At 35.0% G+C, this 20,116-nt stretch carries 22 protein-coding genes; 8 read left to right on the top strand and 14 right to left on the bottom strand.

Annotation, left to right across the window (positions count from 1 at the left end; translation table 11 throughout):
* The first annotated feature begins 558 nt into the window (after positions 1 to 558).
* The 3 genes from H628_RS0107145 to H628_RS0107135 are packed head-to-tail and all read left to right on the top strand — an operon-like array spanning position 559 to position 2,676.
* Positions 559 to 1,491 carry an NAD(P)/FAD-dependent oxidoreductase gene (locus H628_RS0107145; protein WP_027825854.1) on the top strand — a complete coding sequence of 311 codons (933 nt, stop codon included), beginning with the start codon at positions 559 to 561 and terminating at the stop codon, positions 1,489 to 1,491.
* Positions 1,492 to 1,500: 9 nt separating this feature from the next.
* Positions 1,501 to 2,016 (top strand): phosphatidylglycerophosphatase A family protein, encoded by a 516-nt coding sequence (locus tag H628_RS0107140; RefSeq protein WP_027825853.1) that lies wholly within the window; start codon positions 1,501 to 1,503, stop codon positions 2,014 to 2,016.
* A 12-nt stretch (positions 2,017 to 2,028) separates the two neighbouring features.
* A complete protein-coding gene (locus tag H628_RS0107135) occupies positions 2,029 to 2,676 on the top strand; it encodes a VTT domain-containing protein (protein WP_027825852.1) in 648 nt (215 codons plus the stop codon).
* Between the two features lie 74 nt (positions 2,677 to 2,750).
* On the opposite strand, the gene H628_RS0107130 is transcribed toward H628_RS0107135, so the two are convergent.
* The 4 genes from H628_RS0107130 to argF all read right to left on the bottom strand — a co-directional run bounded on the left by H628_RS0107130 (position 2,751) and on the right by argF (position 7,445).
* Positions 2,751 to 4,169, bottom strand: coding sequence for a basic amino acid/polyamine antiporter (locus H628_RS0107130; protein ID WP_027825851.1), 1,419 nt, complete (start codon positions 4,167 to 4,169; stop codon positions 2,751 to 2,753).
* A gap of 55 nt (positions 4,170 to 4,224) precedes the next feature.
* Complete coding sequence (gene arcA, locus H628_RS0107125; protein WP_027825850.1) at positions 4,225 to 5,451, bottom strand: arginine deiminase; 1,227 nt, start codon at positions 5,449 to 5,451, stop codon at positions 4,225 to 4,227.
* Between the two features lie 64 nt (positions 5,452 to 5,515).
* On the bottom strand, positions 5,516 to 6,430 hold the full coding sequence (gene arcC, locus H628_RS0107120; RefSeq protein WP_034538461.1) for a carbamate kinase: 915 nt from the start codon (positions 6,428 to 6,430) through the stop codon (positions 5,516 to 5,518).
* A 13-nt stretch (positions 6,431 to 6,443) separates the two neighbouring features.
* Positions 6,444 to 7,445 (bottom strand): ornithine carbamoyltransferase, encoded by a 1,002-nt coding sequence (argF, locus tag H628_RS0107115; protein ID WP_027825848.1) that lies wholly within the window; start codon positions 7,443 to 7,445, stop codon positions 6,444 to 6,446.
* Between the two features lie 250 nt (positions 7,446 to 7,695).
* Between argF and H628_RS0107110 the strand changes: the two genes are divergently transcribed.
* Complete coding sequence (locus H628_RS0107110) at positions 7,696 to 8,547, top strand: DNA-binding domain-containing protein (protein ID WP_027825847.1); 852 nt, start codon at positions 7,696 to 7,698, stop codon at positions 8,545 to 8,547.
* A gap of 13 nt (positions 8,548 to 8,560) precedes the next feature.
* Here H628_RS0107110 and H628_RS0107105 read toward each other — a convergent pair whose 3' ends face one another.
* The 5 genes from H628_RS0107105 to H628_RS0107085 are packed head-to-tail and all read right to left on the bottom strand — an operon-like array spanning position 8,561 to position 12,189.
* Positions 8,561 to 9,187, bottom strand: coding sequence for a TIGR01906 family membrane protein (locus tag H628_RS0107105; protein ID WP_027825846.1), 627 nt, complete (start codon positions 9,185 to 9,187; stop codon positions 8,561 to 8,563).
* A complete protein-coding gene (locus H628_RS0107100; protein WP_027825845.1) occupies positions 9,184 to 9,948 on the bottom strand; it encodes a TIGR01457 family HAD-type hydrolase in 765 nt (254 codons plus the stop codon). Before H628_RS0107100 ends, H628_RS0107105 begins: the two co-directional genes overlap by 4 nt.
* Positions 9,948 to 10,484, bottom strand: a complete 537-nt coding sequence (locus tag H628_RS0107095; protein ID WP_236692244.1) for a YutD family protein — start codon at positions 10,482 to 10,484, stop codon at positions 9,948 to 9,950. Before H628_RS0107095 ends, H628_RS0107100 begins: the two co-directional genes overlap by 1 nt.
* Before the next feature lie 14 nt (positions 10,485 to 10,498).
* Positions 10,499 to 11,860 carry a bifunctional metallophosphatase/5'-nucleotidase gene (locus H628_RS0107090; protein ID WP_027825843.1) on the bottom strand — a complete coding sequence of 454 codons (1,362 nt, stop codon included), beginning with the start codon at positions 11,858 to 11,860 and terminating at the stop codon, positions 10,499 to 10,501.
* Positions 11,861 to 11,871: 11 nt separating this feature from the next.
* Positions 11,872 to 12,189, bottom strand: coding sequence for a hypothetical protein (locus H628_RS0107085; protein ID WP_027825842.1), 318 nt, complete (start codon positions 12,187 to 12,189; stop codon positions 11,872 to 11,874).
* 83 nt (positions 12,190 to 12,272) lie between these two features.
* Here H628_RS0107085 and H628_RS0107080 point away from each other — a divergent pair, with 83 nt between their 5' ends.
* Entirely contained in the window at positions 12,273 to 13,622 is a 1,350-nt protein-coding gene (locus tag H628_RS0107080) for a glycerophosphodiester phosphodiesterase (protein WP_027825841.1), read from the top strand.
* A 102-nt stretch (positions 13,623 to 13,724) separates the two neighbouring features.
* Positions 13,725 to 15,131 carry a dipeptidase PepV gene (gene pepV, locus H628_RS0107075; protein ID WP_027825840.1) on the top strand — a complete coding sequence of 469 codons (1,407 nt, stop codon included), beginning with the start codon at positions 13,725 to 13,727 and terminating at the stop codon, positions 15,129 to 15,131.
* Between the two features lie 66 nt (positions 15,132 to 15,197).
* Here the strand turns inward: pepV and H628_RS0107070 are convergent, their stop codons facing one another.
* Complete coding sequence (locus H628_RS0107070) at positions 15,198 to 16,190, bottom strand: substrate-binding domain-containing protein (RefSeq protein WP_027825839.1); 993 nt, start codon at positions 16,188 to 16,190, stop codon at positions 15,198 to 15,200.
* A gap of 141 nt (positions 16,191 to 16,331) precedes the next feature.
* Between H628_RS0107070 and H628_RS0107065 the strand changes: the two genes are divergently transcribed.
* Complete coding sequence (locus H628_RS0107065) at positions 16,332 to 17,441, top strand: M24 family metallopeptidase (RefSeq protein ID WP_027825838.1); 1,110 nt, start codon at positions 16,332 to 16,334, stop codon at positions 17,439 to 17,441.
* 72 nt (positions 17,442 to 17,513) lie between these two features.
* On the opposite strand, the gene H628_RS0107060 is transcribed toward H628_RS0107065, so the two are convergent.
* Positions 17,514 to 17,873, bottom strand: coding sequence for a YtxH domain-containing protein (locus H628_RS0107060; RefSeq protein ID WP_027825837.1), 360 nt, complete (start codon positions 17,871 to 17,873; stop codon positions 17,514 to 17,516).
* 12 nt (positions 17,874 to 17,885) lie between these two features.
* Positions 17,886 to 18,311: a DUF948 domain-containing protein gene (locus tag H628_RS0107055; RefSeq protein ID WP_027825836.1), complete on the bottom strand. Its 426-nt coding sequence runs from the start codon at positions 18,309 to 18,311 to the stop codon at positions 17,886 to 17,888.
* Between the two features lie 110 nt (positions 18,312 to 18,421).
* On the opposite strand from H628_RS0107055, the gene H628_RS0107050 reads away from it, so the two are divergent.
* The gene (locus H628_RS0107050; RefSeq protein WP_081662463.1) at positions 18,422 to 19,264 is read left to right on the top strand and encodes a mechanosensitive ion channel family protein; all 843 of its coding nucleotides are present in this window, start codon (positions 18,422 to 18,424) and stop codon (positions 19,262 to 19,264) included.
* A gap of 44 nt (positions 19,265 to 19,308) precedes the next feature.
* On the opposite strand, the gene H628_RS0107045 is transcribed toward H628_RS0107050, so the two are convergent.
* Together H628_RS0107045 and H628_RS0107040 are read right to left on the bottom strand one after the other, a co-directional pair.
* Entirely contained in the window at positions 19,309 to 19,488 is a 180-nt protein-coding gene (locus H628_RS0107045) for a 2-hydroxymuconate tautomerase (RefSeq protein ID WP_027825834.1), read from the bottom strand.
* 10 nt (positions 19,489 to 19,498) lie between these two features.
* Entirely contained in the window at positions 19,499 to 20,116 is a 618-nt protein-coding gene (locus H628_RS0107040; RefSeq protein WP_027825833.1) for an XTP/dITP diphosphatase, read from the bottom strand.

Here is a 20,116-nt window from a genome sequence, read left to right as displayed (position 1 = left end):
ATTAGGCACGCCGCCAGCGTTCGTCCTGAGCCAGGATCAAACTCTCATTTTGAATTAAAATGAGCTCTTAGCTCAATCAGATTTTTTGATTTGTTATCTCAAATTTATTGCTTGCGAATTGACTTCGCTTTTGTTTGGGTTGTTACACCCGCACACTTTAGCGAAACTTTGTTCAGTTTTCAAAGTACTAACTCTGGCTCGCTATGAGCCTCAGTTATTTTATCATGTCCTTAAATCTCTTGTCAAGAACTTTTTTGATAAATATCTTTCGTCACTCGCCTGATTGACTCGCGACAATTTAATATATTACCAACTTCTTAACTAGCTGTCAAGAACTTTTTTGATTTTATTTTTTTGTCGCTCGCTTCTCTCGCTCGCGACATTTAAATATAATACAGAGATTCAATCTCTTTTGCAAGTCTTTTTTTAAACTTTTTTGTTTTGTTTTTTCTACACCTTAAAATCTTCTATATATTATCAGTGCAAAAATATCCATTTAATGGTACCCTTGAGAAAAAATGATTTGGAGGGATTACTATTAAAAAGTATGACTTAACAATTATCGGTGCTGGACCTGTAGGATTATTTGCTGCCTATTTTGCACATTTACATGGCTTAAATGTTGCTATTTTCGACGCTTTAGCTGAGGCAGGTGGTCAGCCCGCTGCGCTTTATCCTAGTAAAATTATTCAAGACATCCCTGTATTCAACGAAATTGCTGCTTATGATTTAACTAATCGATTAATTAATAACTTAAGTGATGATTGCTCTTTATTTTTGAATCATAAAGTAGAAACTATTACAGAAAAAGATTCTTACTACATTATTGATGATTTGCTTCAAAGTCGAGGAATTATTATTGCGACTGGTGCTGGTGCGTTTAAGCCTAAAGCTTTCCCTCTTCCTGTGCCAGAAACACTACAAAGTAAAGTTAACTACTTTATTAAAAATCCAGCTACTTTTGCTGGTAAAAATGTTGCAGTCTTGGGCGGGGGTGATTCTGCCTTAGATTTAGCCATTGAACTTAGCAAAGTTGCCAATGTCACTTTAATTCATCGGCGAAATGAATTTCGCGGACTTGAATCTAACGTAGAAAAAGTTAAGACTAATCCAAAAATCCAACTTTTAACTCCATACTTACCACATTCTGTATCTGATAAAAATGGAAAGTTTGAATTATCTCTAAAAAAAGTGGGTACTGAGCTGATTGATCAAGCTGAATTTGATAATCTATTAGTAGCATATGGTTTTAGAGCTAATAATAGGTTTGTTAAAAAATGGGGTATCCAAACCAGCGATGGTTTAATTGAGGTAGATAGAAAAATGCAAACTTCGAAAGAAAGGATATTTGCAGTTGGTGATTGCGTTACTTACGCTGGACGTGTACCAGTTATTGGAATCGGTTTTGGAGAAGCACAACTAGCTATCTCAAATATTATGCAAAGCCTATTCCCAGAAAAAAAGATAACTATTCACTCAACTAGTATTTAGGATTTAACAATGACAACAAATCAAGAAAATTTTTATGACCAAGTTATCAGCTTACTAAAGCAACGTGGCGTAACACTTGATGATATTGAAGAATTAGTATATTTTCTTCAAAAAGATTACATTAGCCCTTTAACTCATGAGGCAATGAGAGAAAGTATTGAAAAGGTCTTACAAAAACGGGAAGTTCAAAATTCGATTTTCACTGGAATTGAACTTGATCGCTTAGCTGAAGAAAAGAAACTCTCGCAGCCTTTACAGTCTATTATGGAACGTGATGAAAGCTTATATGGATGTGACGAAATATTAACTTTTTCAATCACTAACCTTTATGGTTCAATTGGTTTTACCAACTATGGCTATATTGATAAATTAAAGCCTGGAATTTTGGCCAAGCTAAATGATCATTCAACCGGTAAAATCAATGTATTTTTAGATGATTTAGTTGGAGCAATTGCTGCCGCAGCAGCTAGTCGCTTGGCTCATACACAAACTAAATTTGAAGACGACAATAGTATTTATCGCTAGGAGGCCAACCTCATGAATTTAATCTCTTTTATTTTACACATCGATGACCACTTAGTTACAATTGTGAATAATTTTGGCAATTCTACTTATTTAATTCTATTTGCAATTGTATTTATTGAAACTGGATTAGTTGTTTTTCCTTTTTTACCTGGAGATTCGCTAATCTTCGCTGCAAGTGCTATGGCAGCTAATTCAAAATATGGTTTAAATATTTTATTGGTTTACCTTGCTGTAGTTTTAGCCGCGATTATTGGTGATAGTGTTAACTATGAAATCGGCGCTTGGTCAACTAGAACTGGTGAAAAACATTCTTGGTTTAATAAATTAATCAATGAACAGCATCGCCTCGCCGCCGAAAATTATTTTGAGCATCACGGAAATATCACAATTGTTTTAGGACGATTCATTCCCTTTATCCGTACTTTTGTCCCATTCATTTCTGGTGCAAGTAAGATGCATTATGGGCACTTTATTACCTATAATATTTTAGGTGGTATTTTATGGACAGGTTTATTCAGTGTCATTGGTTACTTCTTCGGTAACTTACCAATTGTTAAAACACATTTTTCATTAATTGTACTTGGCATTATTTTAGTTTCTGTAGTTCCTGTAGCATTTATTGCTTTAAAACGAAAACTTGTACAGAAAAAAGAATTATAATTTTTAAAGTCAAAATCAAAAGAAGAGAAAGCCTTAAAAAGCTTTCTCTTCTTTTTTATGTTTATCCACAATAATTAACTGATAACAATTACGCCCTTAATGATAAGCCAAATTGTTATTAAACTTAGTAATAAGATTATCCCCATTGTTAATTTTTCAGCACCTGAAATTCTACGTTTATTTTCAACACATGCTTGATAATAAATAATAAAGCCAGGAATAAAACTAATTGAAACTAGTAAAACTTCTTGCCAGCCAGCTAAAAACATACATGCAAGTTGGAAGCCTGCTGCAAGTACACCAATTCCAAATTGGCCCCATTCATTTCTTTGAGCACTAAGCTTCATTTGGTACAAACCAACTAATAAGTATGAAAATAAGATAGCAGCAGTACAAAGTGAATATGCAAATTCATAAGCTTCTTTAGTAAATAATAGTGAGAACAAGAAGATTGTTTGCAAAATGGCGGTAATGTAAAGTGAGGCAGTCGGAGCTCCCTTAGCATTTACTTTTCCCCATAGTTTAGGCATTGCCTTATCTTCAGCAGCTAACATGGTAGTTTCAGCTGGTAACATCGTCCAGGACAACCAAGAAATAATTGTTGAAACAATTAAACCTAAATTAATAATAGTGGCACCCCACTCACCAACAACATTCTTAAGCACATAACCCAAAGCAGGTTGACCTGCACTAGCAAGTTGAGCACGAGTTAAAGTACCATAAGGTAAAATGGAAATCAAAACATAAATTAGAACTAATAAAATAAAACCAATAATTGAAGCTTGTTCGGCTTCTTTACGCGTCTTAGCTCTGTGAGCCATAACACTGGCACCTTCAACACCAATGAATACCCAAATCATGGTCATCAATGAGCCCTTTATTTGTTCACCAATTGAGCCGGTTACAGTGCCTTTTGACACGTTATCAGCAACTTGCCCCCAGAAATCTGCTGTGAACATCCCGCCTTTAAAAAAGATAACCATCAAAATGACAAACAGGATTAAAGGTACAATTTTAAAAATAGTACCAATAAAGTTAATAAATGAAGCACTTTCTACACCGTGATTGACTAAGATAGTTAAAAACCAGCAAAAGATGATTGCTCCCAAAATTGAAGGAACATTTTGACCACCAGAAAATAATGGAATAAACGTACCAATCGCACTCATTAACATAGTAGCAAAGGCAATATTGCCTAGCCATGCCGAAAGCCAGTATGACCAGCCAGAAATAAATTCACCTAATGTTCCAAAACCAGCACCTGCATAACTGAAAATACCAGCCTCAAGATCTGGACGCTTTTGTGACAAATTGTTTAAACATAAAACTAAAGCTAAAATTCCTAACCCGACAAATAGCCAAGCAAGTAAAGCAGGGCCCGGAGCCGCAGCTTTAGAAACATCACTGGTAATGCCAAAGATTCCAGTTCCAATACATGAGCTAACAATCAATGCAATTAACTCAGTACGACTAATCCCTTTTTCTTTTTCCATAATTACACCTCATGCAAAATAGCGAAGCTGCCTTTTAGCCAACTTCGCTACTTCTTTAATCAATATCTTCACGTACGATTGGACAAGACATACAACGTGGGCCACCACGACCGCGTGACAATTCACTTGAACGAACTTCGTGAACTAAAATGCCATGTTTACGTAACAAATCATTTGAAACATAGTTTCTGTTATAAGTTACAACTTCACCAGGAGCAATAGCTAACGTATTTGAACCATCATTCCATTGTTCACGTGGAGCGACAATCTTGTCACCATTACCAGTTGCGATTAAGTCAATTTCTGGTTTATTCAAAGCCTTTTTCAAAACTTCTTTAATATTAGTATGGTGTTCAATAGTAATGTCACCATCTTTACCTGGATGAAGTACCCAGTTATCCACTTTACCATCTTCATCCAAAATTGCTGGGTGAACAGTAAATTGATCATAATTAATCATGGTAAAGACAGTATCTAGGTGCATCATTGCATGGTTATGTGGAATGTGAATTGCAATAATGGTATCGTAATTAGAATCTTTAAATAAGTTCTTAGCAATATCTTGAATGGCGTCAGCAGTAGTTCTTTGGCTAATCCCAATTGCCAAAACGTGACTACTTAAGACTAATTCGTCCCCACCTTCAATGTGGGTTGCATGGTTACGATCACGCCATACTGGAACCTTACCAGCAAAACGTGGATGGTGCTTGATAATATATTCAGTAATTAAGGATTCTCTTTGACGAGCTTTAAATGTCATGCGGTTAATTGAAATCCCATTACCAATTGAAGCTTGAGGGTCACGAGTGAAGTAAGCATTTGGCATTGGATCCATCAAGAATGGCCAATCTGTGTCTTCGGAAACGGATTGAAGATCAGGATTCTTAATATCAACATCTTCAATTCTTACCCCTTCAATAATTTTATTAACCATATCTTGAACATTCATACTGCTCAAGTATTCCATTAAAGCTTCTTTAGTTGCACCTGCAATATAGCCAGATTCGGCAATCATGCGATCTAAAAACTCATGACGGACATTTTCATCTGCCAAAGCTTCTGCAGCTAACTTTTCAAAGTACAATACTTCAATTCCTTGATCACGTAATGTTTGTGCAAAATAGTCATGCTCTTCTTGGGCAATTGGCAAATATGGGATATCATCGAACAACAATCTTTCCATATAGTCAGGGGTGATATTTTCAATTTCACGACCTGGTCGGTGAAGCATTACTGTCTTCAATTTACCAATTTCACTAGTTACATGAATTGGACTTGTCATAAATAAAACCTCCTTTAAAATAATATTTTTCTATGTTAATACTTAATTCCTTGGCTTTTAAAATTTAGTTATGGATTACAGTTCCTAACTTTCCGGCTAAAGCATCATCTAAGCCACTAAGTGACGTAATAATCGCCTTTCTTTCAGGGTGATTCTTAACAAAGCTTAAGCAAGCTTCAACCTTGGGCTTCATACTTCCGGCTGCAAATTGATTATCAGCTAAATCTTTTTCAGCTTCAGCAACTGACAATGAAGTCAAAGCTTTTTGATTGTCCTTACCAAAGTTAGTGTAAACATAATCAACAGCAGTCAAAATAATTAAAGTGTCGCAAGATAAGTTGTCGGCAAGTAAGGCACTTGAACGGTCCTTATCAATTACAGCAGGTACACCCTTCAAGCCATCACTGGTCTTGATTACTGGTACACCGCCACCACCACCTGCGATAACGATAGTTCCACTTTCAATCAAAGATTTAATAGAGTTTAGTTCAATAATTTTTTCAGGAAGTGGTGAAGCAATGACTTGACGATAGCCACGACCTGCATCTTCTTTGAAGGTTACACCCTTTTCTTTAGCTATCTTTTCAGCATCTTCTTTAGAGTAAAAGCTACCAATTGGCTTAGTTGGATTTTGAAAGGCGCTGTCTTTTTCATTAACTAAAATTTGAGTAATTACAGTGGCAACATCCTTGTCTGGAAGTGCATTCTTCAAACTTTGTTGTAAGTGATAACCAATGTAACCTTGACTTAAAGCACCACATTCTGGGAATGGGAAGCTTGCGCCTTGGCCATGTTCAGCGGCATAGCTTAAGCCTAAGTTAATTTGACCAACTTGTGGACCATTACCGTGACTAATTACAACTTGGTGACCGGCCTTAATTAAACCAGCAAGTGATTTTGCAGTTTGCTTAACTAACTTCAATTGTTCTTCTGGTGTTTTACCTAAGGCATTACCACCTAAAGCTACAACAACTTTCATTCGACTTTCCTCCCTAGTCACCTAAGGTTGCAACCATAACAGCCTTGATTGTGTGCATCCGGTTTTCTGCTTCGCGGAAGACTACTGATTGTGGACTTTCAAAGACTTCATCAGAAACTTCCATTTCTTTCAAGCCAAACTTCTTTTGAATCTTCTTACCAACTTCAGTTTCAGTATCGTGGAATGCTGGTAAGCAGTGTTCAAAGATTGCATTAGGATTTTCAGTAGCAGCCATAACTTCTTTGGTTACACGGTAAGGGGTAAGGAGCTTAATTCTTCTTTCCCATTCTTCGTCTGGTTCACCCATTGATACCCAGACGTCAGTATAGATAACATCCATACCCTTAACGCCTTCTTTGATATCGTTTGAGACAACAATCTTAGCACCAGTCTTTTCAGCAATCTTGTTAGCCTTTGCTAAAACTTCTGGATCTGGGTTCAATTCCTTAGGAGTTACTACGTGGTATTCCATTCCCATTACAGCACTACCAAGCATTAAAGCGTTTGATACATTGTCTTGGCCATCGCCAACAAAAGCAAATTTAATGTCGCGATATTCTTTCTTCAAAACTTCCTTAGCAGTTAAGAAGTCAGCCAAAACTTGTGTTGGGTGATCTTCATCTGTTAAACCGTTCCAAACAGGAACACCTGAATACTTAGCTAAAGTTTCAGCTGAACGTTGTGAAAATCCACGGTATTCAATACCATCAAACATTCCACCTAAAACGCGAGCAGTATCTTTAACTGATTCCTTGTAACCAATGTGAGAACCTGAAGGACCTAAATAAGTTACATGAGCCCCTTGGTCTTTAGCACCAATTTCAAAAGCACAACGAGTACGAGTTGAAGCCTTTTCAAAGATTAAAGCAATGTTCTTGCCCTTTAAACGTGGTTGTTCAGTTCCAGCATACTTAGCTTTCTTCAAATCTTCGGATAAGTTAAGTAAGTATTCCATTTCGCGTGTGTTAAAATCTGCTAAAGTTAAAAAACTACGATTTCTTAAATTAAAAGCCATCTTTTAATTCCTCCTGTGATTTATTGCTTTAATGTTTACGCTTTCATAATAGTGAATAATTTCAATTTAAAACAATAAAATTCAGAATTAATCAATAACTTTTTTTCAATTTTTTTATGTTAGAATAATTATAAGCGCGTTATAAGCGCTTACATAGTCAAAAGCGGAAAAGTAGAAATTTATTCAAAATACTTTTACGTAAGTTAAATTAACTTTTCTAACTTCACTGTACTTCAAAAAGGAACTAAAGATGAATTATTACATTGTTGACTCAAACACCGAAAATTGTTCAAAACTCAAAGAAGTAATCGAAGCTGATTTCGATTCAAATGTAATTGGCATTTCTGATGATGCTAATCGTGCCTATGAAGAGGTTATCCAGCTTCATGTTGATATTATGATTGTTGCTTATGAAATCAATCAACGTCATCAAGGAATTGAATTAATTCAAAAATTAAGAAAAGTTGGTAGTAAACCTCATTTTGTCATGACAGGTCACAATCTAACCAGTCAAGAAAAACATCAAATTTATAGTCATGGAATTGAAGTAATTATTAATACTCCAGTAAAAGCTGTTGAAGCTAGACAAATGCTTCATTTACTTGCAAGTTATGCCAACTTAATTAACCGTTTAAATGAAATTTACCGCTTATCTAGTATTTCAAGTGGTCCCTTTGCACGTCCCCAAGCAATGCATCGAGAACAAACCGACCATATCGATGAGGTTTTGCGCTTTTTAGGGATTGCTTCAGAACCTGGAATTGCAGATATTAGAAAAATTATCAATTTAATGTGCGACCAAGATATTGAATTCTCACTTATCAATTTTGAACGAGATTTGAATTTAGATAATCATGCCAAAAAGGTGATTTTTCAAAGAATTCGTCGCACCCTAAAAGTTGGAATTACGAACTTAGCAACAATGTGTATTGATTATCCGGAAAATGACATCTTGCTTGATTATGCCAACAACTTATTTGAATATAAAAACATTCATAATGAAATAGAAGCTCTTGAATCAGAAAAATGTGCTAAAGTTGAAATCTCTTTACAACACTTTTTTAATGGTTTACTTGAGGAAAGCAAAAGAGTGCAAAAATAAAGAGGAAGTAAAACTACTTCCTCAACAAAAATCTGGCAAAATACAATTCATAACTCAATCCAAAAATAGCAAAACAAGCAGCAAAAAAGCCTTCTGTTAAAATGTTAATTATTGGATCAGTTAGCGGATTAAAAAGCCAATTATTATTATGAAAAATCAAATGATGAAAACTGATAAAAAAGCTATCAAAATTTGCAAGAGCGAATGGTACAACTACAATAGGCAATAACATAAAAATTAAGGTCCAAGTTTTTGACAAATTATCAAACTTGGATTTTTTTAACCATAAAATTATCCAGCCGATGATAAAGACAATTACAGCAAGTTCAAACAAATACTTACACTCCGTAAAGTGTTCAATCGCATTATTACTGCTTGGAAAATTATCCATCTTTAAAACTGTTTGTCCTGGCCACAATAAAAACCACAATAACTGACTATAATTATGCATTACCTGACTTAAACTCAAGTTAACCGTCTGATAACTCTTTTGAATCCAGCTAAATAGGCCAAGTAATGGCCAGCTAAAAACTAAAGTTAAACTAACCGCACTTGCAATCGCTAGTAAAAAATGAAAAAACGCTTGAACTAGTGATAACTGCCAAAAATCTAAAACTACTTTTTTCTTTCTTTTACTCATAATTCAAATTCATTAAGATTATTAACTACAAAGCTAGGTTGCTTTTTTTCAGCAATATCAGCTTTGCTATGAACACCTGTTAAAGTCAACAAGGTATCAACTCCACTATTAAAACCTGCTGCGATATCAGTTAGATAATTATCACCAACAATTAAACAATCTGACTTTTCCCGGTTAAACTTTTGTAAAACCTTATCCACGATTATGTTTGATGGCTTACCAATATATACAGGAGCAACTCCTGATGCTACTTCTATCATCTTGCAAACTGAACCATTTCCAGGTAGAAGTTCATCCCCACTAGGTAAATTTAAATCACTGTTAGTTCCAATAAAAGTCGCACCATTTCTAATATGTCTAACTGCTGTTCTAATTTTATGATAAGTCAAATCAGTATCCATACCAACCACAACAAAATCTGGCTTTTGATCATCATAACTAATTTCAGGATGAGATAGCAATTCATTAAAAAGGCCTATTTGACCAATAATATAGACTTTTGCTGTTTTTTTACGTTCTAAAATATAAGAACTTGTTGCCATACATGGAGTATAAATATGGTTAACATCAGTTACTACTCCATGCCCTTTTAACTTATTAACGACCATTTCAGGTGTGCGAGTGGTATTGTTAGTTAAAAATAAGTAATCTAATCCTTTTGCTTGCAAGCGTCTTACAAAATTAACACCTGATTCAATAGTTTCCTTCCCGCGGTAAATAGTGCCATCAAGGTCGATTAAAAACATTCGGTATTGCTTCATTATTTATCTCTACGTTTTTTAATTACGAAGACATGACGACCGCCCTTTTTGGTTTGAGCATAATTCTTTTTCGGACGAAACTTAGTCTTCTTAACTTTCCTTTCTCGGTATTTATAATTTTCTTTTTTATTGCTACGATAGTTATTTTGCTTGCGCTTGTTATTTTTATGACGGTAAGATTCAATGCGTTCATTTTCACTATTATCTTCAGCCAATTCCAAAATAAAATAACTACTACCAGGATTACAATATTCAGTTAAATAGTCAACCACCGTTGCAATCTTTTTATCAATTGAAGTACGTACCCAATCATTAAAAAAGCCCTTTAATCGCAGATGTTCACTAGAAACATCCCCAACTAAAAAATCATATTGATCCAAATAAGGATCATACTTTTGCCGCAACAGATCTAAATCAATTTCACCATTAACCTCTTTTAAAAGTTTGTAATGACGATTGTTAATATATACATCATCACCTAAGCGAGTAACTTCGGCTAAGGCGTGATGAATTGAACTTGCTTGTTCATTTTCCAACCTTTTCACCTCTATTATAGGGGATATTTCTTAGCTAAATAATCACCAATAACCCAACTTAAAAACTTAGGGAATAAGAATTCATTTTCACCAACAATCGCTAAAGTTGGGAAAAATGGAATTAAGATATAGTGATCCAAAGTTGCTATATCGTAATATGCTTCAGGATTAAGCTCTTTGCCTTTAACTAGAATTTTTCTTTGAGATAAATCTACCGTAATCCCTTTATAGTAAACAGAGCCAAAGATCTTGCCCCGAAAACTCATTCCAACTAAGTTGTAATGCTCTAAAAAATGACGATTCTTTTCAATTTCCATAACTAGGCGCCATAAGTCACGCCCCTTCAAAGTCGAGCGTACTACGTGCATTGGATGTGGCAAAGCGTTTTGTAAGTCAAATCTTGAAATTACTCCCGACTTAAAAGGAGTCAAAAATAAACCACTACTTAGCATTGCCAAATCAGTTCCTGCAAAATCAGCAATTGCATCTAAAGAAACTTCAATCGCTTTTAACTTATTATTTTCAAACTCAGCTGGTAATTTAGCAATTTTTTCTGCTGCTAATAATTCTTTTCCCTTTTCAAAATAACCACTAATCTCTGCTTCATCACCACTTACTTCTGACATTAACTTAGTTGGATGAACACAAGCAGATTTAGCAATAATCTGATGATTATCATCAAGCTTTAAAATAATTTCACCAACATTGCGTCCCCATTTACCAGTTTGGGTAATTAAACAATCATTAACTTCTAAACCATGTTCAAGTAAAGTGTGAGAATGTCCACCAACAATGATATCAAATTCAGGATAATGTTCAGCCACCCACTTATCAAGCTTCAAACCAATATGAGTTATCCCAATTAAGATATCATACTTCCCCTTTAGCTCTTTTAAAGCTTGGGGAATAGCATCAAATAACATCTTTACATGCCAGTTATTAGGGCCATAAGTCATTGGGTATGGTGCAGTTAGTCCAATAACACCAACCCTAGTCCCCTTCTCAGTGGTAAAAATGAGACTTCGATGGCACCACTTAGGCATTGAGTCATCTTCTTCACATAAATTAGCCAAGGCAACAGGAAAATTAGCATGATCAAACAGATGCTCCACTACTTGGTGAGGGTTAGAAATTCCCTCATTATTACCAATAGTTACAGCATCATAATTAAACTGATTCATCAATTTAATATTAGCTTGGCCATTACTAGCATCTGACAAAGGATGTGATCGATCCATAAAATCACCAGCATCAAAAGTAAAAACTTGATCAACATCAGCTTTTGCTCTTTGGCTAGCTAAAAAACGGCGGATTTTTGGGAAAGTCTCAAAGTGAGAATGTAAGTCGTTTGTATGTAAAATTCTAATTTTTTCCATGGCTGGCCTCATTATCCGATTCTATTTGACTTCAAGATTAAATCATATGCATCCCTAATTTTGCCCTTTGGCTTATCCCATTCAGTCCACTCTTTTAAATTAGTTAAAGTTGGAAAGGTATAAGTCTTATTGATGTATTCCTCATATGTCTTTAAAGCTTGAGTTCGGGCAATATTCAACTGTAAAATTCGAACTTCTTTAATCATTCCACGGTCACAAGCTAATTCCGCAATGCCATTTTGCTCAACATTAGTAATTTCATAATAGCTACTACCATCATTACGCGTTACTTCTTCAATCATGTCAAATGTTTGGTAAGATTGACTCATTACAGTTCTCCTTAAAAATCCTTAATTATCATAGAAAAAAAAGACACATCCATGCTATGATTAATTGCGATAGAGGTGTATCTATGAAGTTTAAAAAATGGCCTTTTTACCTTGGCCTACTTATTATTTTCGTAATCAACAGTGGTTTTTTAGTTGTGGGGCACCGGGGAGATCCTTCAAAGTACCCTGAAGAAACCATTCAAAGTGATAATTCAGCTTTTGAATCTGGTGCAGATTACGTTGAACTTGATTTGCATTTATCCAAAGACAACGTCCTCATTGTCTCTCATGATGATGATCTCTCTCGCGTTGTCGGTTCATCTGTAATTGTATCACAAAATACCTTTCAAACCTTAAGTCAGTATAAATATCGCAACGGTGAACATGTTCTTAGCTTAGATCAGTTATTTGATTATTATAAGGATAAGCCAAATACCAAATTTGTTTTAGAAACCAAAGTTGATCATAGCGTTGACAAGTCTAACAAATTAGAGAAGAAACTAGCTGAATGTATCAAAAGACACCATATGGAAAAACGCGTTATGATTCATTCTTTTTCAGCTAAGAGTTTATATTACCTAAGTCAATTATTACCATCCGTTCCTAGAATTTTCATTGTTGGTTCTTTAAAACGAATCAATTTTGATACTTTGCAATATGTCAATGCTGTGAATGTCTCTTCGGATTTAATTGAAAAATATCCTAATTTAGTTAGTTGGCTCCATGGAAGTGACAAAAAAATCTTCGTTTGGGCAGAAATGGATGAATCACCTAAACTTTGGAACTGGCTAATTAATAATAACATTGATGGTGTAGTAACTAACTTCCCTGCAACTGGTTATAAATATAAGGTTGCAAAAGAGGGAGCAAAAAAAATTAAGATTGATAAGGATGCAACTTATTTAAATAAAAGTAGCCAAACTACCCAAATGAATCCATACGAACCTGTGAATAACAAAAGCAAACTACACTTTCTAGAAACTGTCCATGTAATAGCAAGTATTCAAACTAGCCAAAAGTTATACTATCAACTAGGTGAGCATAGTTTTATTAGTGCAGAAAATCTTAGTTTTTCCCTAAACTATGATAAGCTGAAGCCATTTTTAAATAGTCGAATTACTTTGGCTCCTCATAAATCTGGGCAAATCTATCAAAATAGTGATCACACTTCAGCTTTAAGCCAAAAATTAATCGCTGGTAAGAAATATCAAGTATTGGCTTATACTGGCACAAGTGACAATCTTTGGCTAAAAACTAAATTAGGCTGGATTGAAAGCAAAAATGTCCTCTTTACCGATTTACCATTAAACTCCTTTGCTTTTCATGAATATCAAACAAGTGATCATTCATTTACTAATATCCAGCTACTACCATTTAAGGTTTTAAAGACAGTTAAGCTTCAAAACTATTTTCCAATGAAAAACTTTTCCTAAACTTTCAAGACGCTTTTATTATGAGGCGTCTTTTTTCTATGCTAAAATTTATAGTATAAACGCAAAATGCGAACAAAAGAATTTAGAAAGGAGTCTTTTTTAATGGAATTAGATTACAAAAAATTAGCGCTCGCTAAAAAAGATGACATTTTAAAAGATTTAGGTGAATTAATCGCAATTGATTCTTCTGAAGACTTAGCAAATGCAAGTGAAGAATACCCTGTAGGTCCTGGTCCAGTTAAGGCCATGAAGAAATTTCTTTCCTTTGCTGAAAGAGATGGTTTTGATGTTCAAAACTTTAACAATTACGCTGGACGTGTTAATTATGGTGAAGGTCAAAAACGCTTAGGTGTTATTGGCCACATGGACGTGGTTCCTGCTGGGGACGGCTGGGTAACTGATCCATTTAAGATGCTAATTCAAGATGGTAAGATTATTGGCCGTGGTAGTGCTGATGACAAGGGGCCAGCTTTAGCTGCATACTATGGCATGCTTATTTTGAAGGAAGCTGGTTTCAAGCCTAAGAAGAAGATTGACTTTGTTTTAGGTACTAATGAAGAAACTAACTGGGTAGGAATCGATTACTACTTAAAGCATGAACCAACTCCAGACCAAGTCTTCTCACCAGATGCCGAATTTCCAATTATCAATGGTGAACAAGGTATCTACACTTTAGTTATGAACTTTAAAGAAGCTGCAGGTACTGGCAGTGTTGACCTTCTTACTTTCAAGGCAGGAATTGCAGAAAACGTAACTCCACAAAAGGCTTTTGCAAGTATCAAGGCTGATAACTTAGCTGACATTAAGGCCAGCTTTGAAAAATTCTTAGCTGATAACAACTTAGAAGGCAAATTCGAAATTGAAGGTAATACTGCTAACTTAGAATTAGTTGGTCAAGGTGCTCATGCTTCTGCTCCTCAAGTTGGACGTAACGCAGCTACTTTCCTAGCAGTCTTCTTAGATAGTCTTGACTTAGCTGGTACTGCTAAGAACTACGTTCACTTCTTAAGTAGCGTTGAACATGAAGACTTCAAGGGTGAAAAATTAGGTATTGCTCACCATGACGACTTAATGAGCGATTTATCAAGTGCTCCAAGTATGTTTGACTTTAAGAAAGGCGAAAAAGCTGAACTTCGTGACAACATTCGTTACCCACAAGGAACCGACCCAGACAAGATGGTTAAGCAAGTTACTGAAAAATATGGTGATATCTTAGAAGCATCATTTAATGGCTTTGAAGAACCTCACTATGTACCAGGTGATGATCCACTTGTTAAGACCTTACTTAATGTTTTTGAAAAGCAAACTGGTCTTCCAGGTCACGAAGTTGTTATCGGTGGCGGTACTTATGGTCGTTTATTTGAACATGGTGTTGCCTTCGGTGCTCAACCAGAAGATGCACCAATGGTTATGCACCAAGCAAATGAATATATGAAAGTCGACGATTTAATTAATTCAATTAGCATTTACGCTGAAGCAATTTACGAATTAACTAAAGACGCTGACTAAAATAACATTTAAACAAAAAGCTGATTCTGTTTTGTCAGAATCAGCTTTTTATTTTTCTTGATAAATTTACTTGGTTGAACCTTTTTCAATTAATTCATAAGGTAAAACGATATGCTTTTCATCTAAAGGTTCATCAGACATTAACTTAGTTAATAATCTCATAGCAACCGCACCAATATCATACAAAGGTTGCTTGATATTAGTTAAGCCAGGACGAACAACTTGTGAAATATCAGTTTCAGAAGAAGTAATAAGTTGTAAATCGTCTGGAACCTTCTTACCGTCATCTAAGCAAGCATTTAACAAACCAGCTGTAGGTAAATTCTTGGTTACTAATACACCATCAATCCCATAACTAGCAATTTTTTGATATAATTCATAACCATCTTCATAAGTATAAACAGAATCAAAGATGTGTTCAGTCAAGCCATGTTGCTTAACAAAATTCTTGTAAGCCAAAATTCTGTTTTCCTTATTGATTGCTGCATCCTTATCACCAAGGACTAAGGCTAATTTCTTAGCGCCCTTTTCTAAAAGAAGTTGTAAAGCTTCAGTGTCTGATTTTTGATAATCAATATTTACAGATGCAAACCGATCACGGCCATCAATTGTTCCAGCCAACACTACAGGAGTCTTAGTACGGTCAAAAGCTTCAGCAGCATCATCTGATAAACGGTCTGCCATGTAAATTACGCCATCCACTTGTTTATTAAGTAAGTTTTGAATAACTTCATTTTCCTTTAGCAGTTTATTTTCCACACTAGATAAAATAATGTTATACTTATATAAAGTTGCAATGTCATCAATACCTTTTGACAATTCAGCAAAATACAAATTAGTCAAATCAGGCACGATTAACCCAACAGTAGTGGTTCTCTTAGATGCAAGTCCTTGAGCAACTGCATTTGGTTGATAATTGAGTTCTTTGATGACCTTTAATACTCGTTCACGTGTTTCCTTGCGAACGTTGTTATTACCATTAACAACTCGCGAAACTGTAGCCATTGAAACTTTAGCTTCTCGAGCGACATCATAGATTGTTACATCTTGTTTTTGCATAATTCGCTCCTCTTTCAAACTATTCATCTAATTAGAATACCATAAAAATATTCTTATTGCAAGCGTTTTCAATAATATTTTTTTATGGTATTTTTTTGTTATAATTAATTTAACCTATTCTAGTCAAAAAGGAGTGTTTTTATGAATCTAGATAAGTTACAAAACTGGTTAGCTGAAAATCAGCTTGACGCCGCCTATATTTCTAACCCAATTACCATCGCCTATTTTACTGGCTATGAAATGGAACCAGAAGAAAGAATCTTTGCTCTTTTGGCATTTAGAGATGCAGAACCATTTATCTTCTGCCCTGCTTTAAATGTTGAAGAAGCCAAGCATTCTGAATGGAATGGCGACGTGTATGGTTACTTAGACCATGAAAATCCATGGCAAATTATTAAAAGCTATGTAGAAAAACGTACCAAGAATTACCAAAATTGGGCAATTGAACAAAATAACTTACCAGTTGAAAGATACAAATTCTTACAAACCGCTTTTGCCAACAGTAACTTTGACCATAATTTGTCAGATTTTATTGATCACTTACGTTTATACAAGACTAGTGCAGAAATTGAAAAATTAAAAGCCGCTGGAGCTGAAGCTGATTTTGCCTTCCAAGTTGGTTTTGACAATATTGCAACTGGCGTAACTGAACGTTATATTGCTGGTCAAATTGACTATCAACTTAAGTTACAAAAAGGGGTAATGCACCAAAGTTTCGAAACCATCGTTCAAGCTGGTGAAAACGCCTCTAATCCACACCTTGGTCCAACAATGAACACAGTTAAGCCTAATGAACTTGTCTTGTTTGACTTAGGTACCATGCACAAAGGTTATGCATCTGATGCTTCAAGAACTGTAGCTTATGGTACTCCAACTGATAAGCAAAAAGAAATTTATGAAATTGACCGTGAAGCTCAACAAGCTGCTATTGAAGCAGCTAAGCCTGGTATTACTGCTGCTGAATTAGATGCAGTAGCTCGTGATATTATTACTAAGGCCGGCTATGGTGAATACTTTATCCATCGTCTTGGTCATGGTATCGGTAAGAACGTCCATGAATTTCCATCAATTATGGAAGGCAATGATTTAGTAATCCAAGAAGGTATGTGCTTCTCAATTGAACCCGGTATTTACATTCCAGGTGTTGGTGGCGTTCGAATTGAAGACTGTGGTGTAGTAACCAAGAATGGCTTTGAATCATTTACTAAAACTGACAAAGCTCTTAAATACATCCCTTTAAGAGAAAAATAATTCAATTTAAAAATTAACACACAAAAAAGGTGACTCTAAAAAGTCACCTTTTTCTTATCTTAACTTTTATGCCTATTCAGCATGGTCTAATTCGCTTAAAGTCTTTTGATCATTTTTTTCATCACTACCAAGACTAGTCTTAGTTGAATCAATAACAATATCATCAAAATCCTTTAATTCTGAATCATCTTCAACTGGATTGGGAAAAGCTGAAAGTTGATTCTTAACGATTTCCGTGCTGTTGTCATATCTTTTTTTCAAGTCTTGTAAAGTATCATTGTCAGCTACCTTTTCAGTAACATTATTTACTTTATCGGTAACCTTTTTCTTTAAATCTTCAACAGTTTCGTCATCTAACAAATAACTTGCTGCAACTAACCCTGCAGTTGCACCAACAATTGTACCTAATAAAAATGAGCCTAATTTCTTCATGATTTTTCTCCTTTAATCTAATCCGCGACGTCTTCTCCGTCTAGCAAGCACACTAGTCAAAATTGTGGTAACTAGACCTGTTTTTTTGAAATTCAATTCACCTGCGCGACTAGCTAAATTTCTGGAAGCTTCATTTAAGTCAGAAACACTTTCACCTAAATCAGCTGCTGCTTGAACAACAGGATCAACAGTCTTCATTTTTTGGTTAACATCATCAAGTAAGACGTTTGACTTATCAACTAAATCAGTTGTTTGTTTAAGTAAGTCATCAACATCATTACTTAATTTAGCAACTGCATCGTTAGTTAAGTCCATAGTATGTTCTACCTTTTTTAAGGTTTTAGTTGCTTTAACTAAGACTGGAATTGTAAACAATACAAAAAGTAAGAAAGCGACTGCGGCAATAACTGCTGCAAGTTCCCCAATTGAAATAGTCATAATATTCCTCCACATATTTATCTAAAAAAAGTCTAGCATGAATTTACTTATCTGACAATTTATTGAATTTTCATGTTATGCTATAACTATCATAACATGAAAAGGTGAACATGATGTCTTATATTAAAACATTAAAAATGCCCGAAGTTTCAATTAATTGGTCAAACATCCTAAATAATTTTTTAGGAATCATTTGGCAATTAGTCATTACAACCTTAATTTTTATCCTGATTACCCGCTTTGGGAAAAGAATTATTGCCAAATATTTTCTCAAAGGTCGAGTTAAGCTTAACAAGCGAAGTCAAACAATCGCTAACTTATCAACTAATGTTTTTCAATATACAACGCTCTTCTTCTATCTCTTTGGTGTTTTAAGTATCTTAGGTGTTCCCGTTGGCACGCTACTTGCCAGTGCCGGAATCTTTTCTCTTGCTTTAGGGATGGGAGCCCAAGGCTTTGTGAGCGACCTAGTTAACGGATTTTTTATTTTGAGTGAAGAGCAATATAACGTCGGTGATTGGGTCAAAATTGGGACAGAAACTGGTAGCGTTGTCCGCTTAGGAATTAGAACCACTTGCATTAAACAAACAGATGGATCACTAATTTATATTCCCAACCGTAATATTTTAAATGTGACCAATATTTCTCATGGTGGTTTCGGCGTTGATATTAATTTAGAAATTAGTGCTTCAAATGATTTAGATAAAGTTGAAGCCTTAATTAAAGAAACTAACACTAAACTTAGTCACTTAGAAAAGTATCTTTCAACTCCACCTGCTTTATATGGCATTATTAGCCAATCTGGGCCTAATTTAACTTACCAAGTCCATTTACAAGTAGTTAGTGGTAATTCAATTGAGATTAAGAATACATACTTTTCAGGCTATATCTCAGCCTTTCAGGCTGCAGGCGTCGAATTTGGTCAGTCAAATATTGAAACAAGTAAAAAATAATAGATAGATAGTAAAATAAAAAAGCTGGTTTTAACCAGCTTTTTTTATGCCTTCCACTCACCATTATTTCCGTAAGTGTGATGGCCTAATTCATTAATAATCACATGAATATGCTCTTTAGGAGCACCTGTATTTTTATGAACGGCTTCAGTAACATCTTTCATCATTTGTTCAAGTTGCTTATCTGAACGTCCCTTAATTAACTCAATATGGACAAATGGCATAAGCTACTCCTTAAAATTGTTCTAACCAGCTAGGTAGTTTTTCCATTAATTGCTTTAATGCGCGACCACGGTGAGATACTTCGTTCTTTTCATCAGTAGTCATTTCAGCAAATGTTTTCTTCTTTTCTGGAACGTAGAATAATGGATCATAGCCAAAACCATCACGACCACGAGGAATAGCTAAAACTTCACCATCACATTCACCGGTAATAACTAAATCTTTGTCAAAGTGACCAGGCATTGAAACAACAAAAGTTGAAACAAATTTTGCCTTTCTTTCTTCTTGTGGAATACCACCTAAAGAAGCCAATAACTTGGCATTATTTCTAGCATCATTGTGAGCTTCACCACCATAGCGAGCTGAATGAACACCAGGTGCGCCATTTAACTTATCAACTACTAAGCCAGAGTCATCACTAACGGTTGGCATCTTAGCAAATTCAGCCATAGTGTGGGCTTTAATAGTTGCATTTTCAGCAAAAGTAGTACCATTTTCACTAATATGTGGCATATCAGCAAAATCAGCATCAGTCTTAATTTCATAATCGAGACCAGCCTTTTCAAAAGCTGCCTTTAATTCTTTGACTTTATTTTGATTATTGGTTGCAAAAAGAATTACCTTTTCCAT

Source organism: Lactobacillus psittaci DSM 15354 (assembly GCF_000425905.1).
Classification (GTDB): domain Bacteria; phylum Bacillota; class Bacilli; order Lactobacillales; family Lactobacillaceae; genus Lactobacillus; species Lactobacillus psittaci.
The sequence above is the reverse complement of the archived record's forward strand: the minus strand, read 5'-3'. Positions and strand labels throughout refer to the sequence as shown.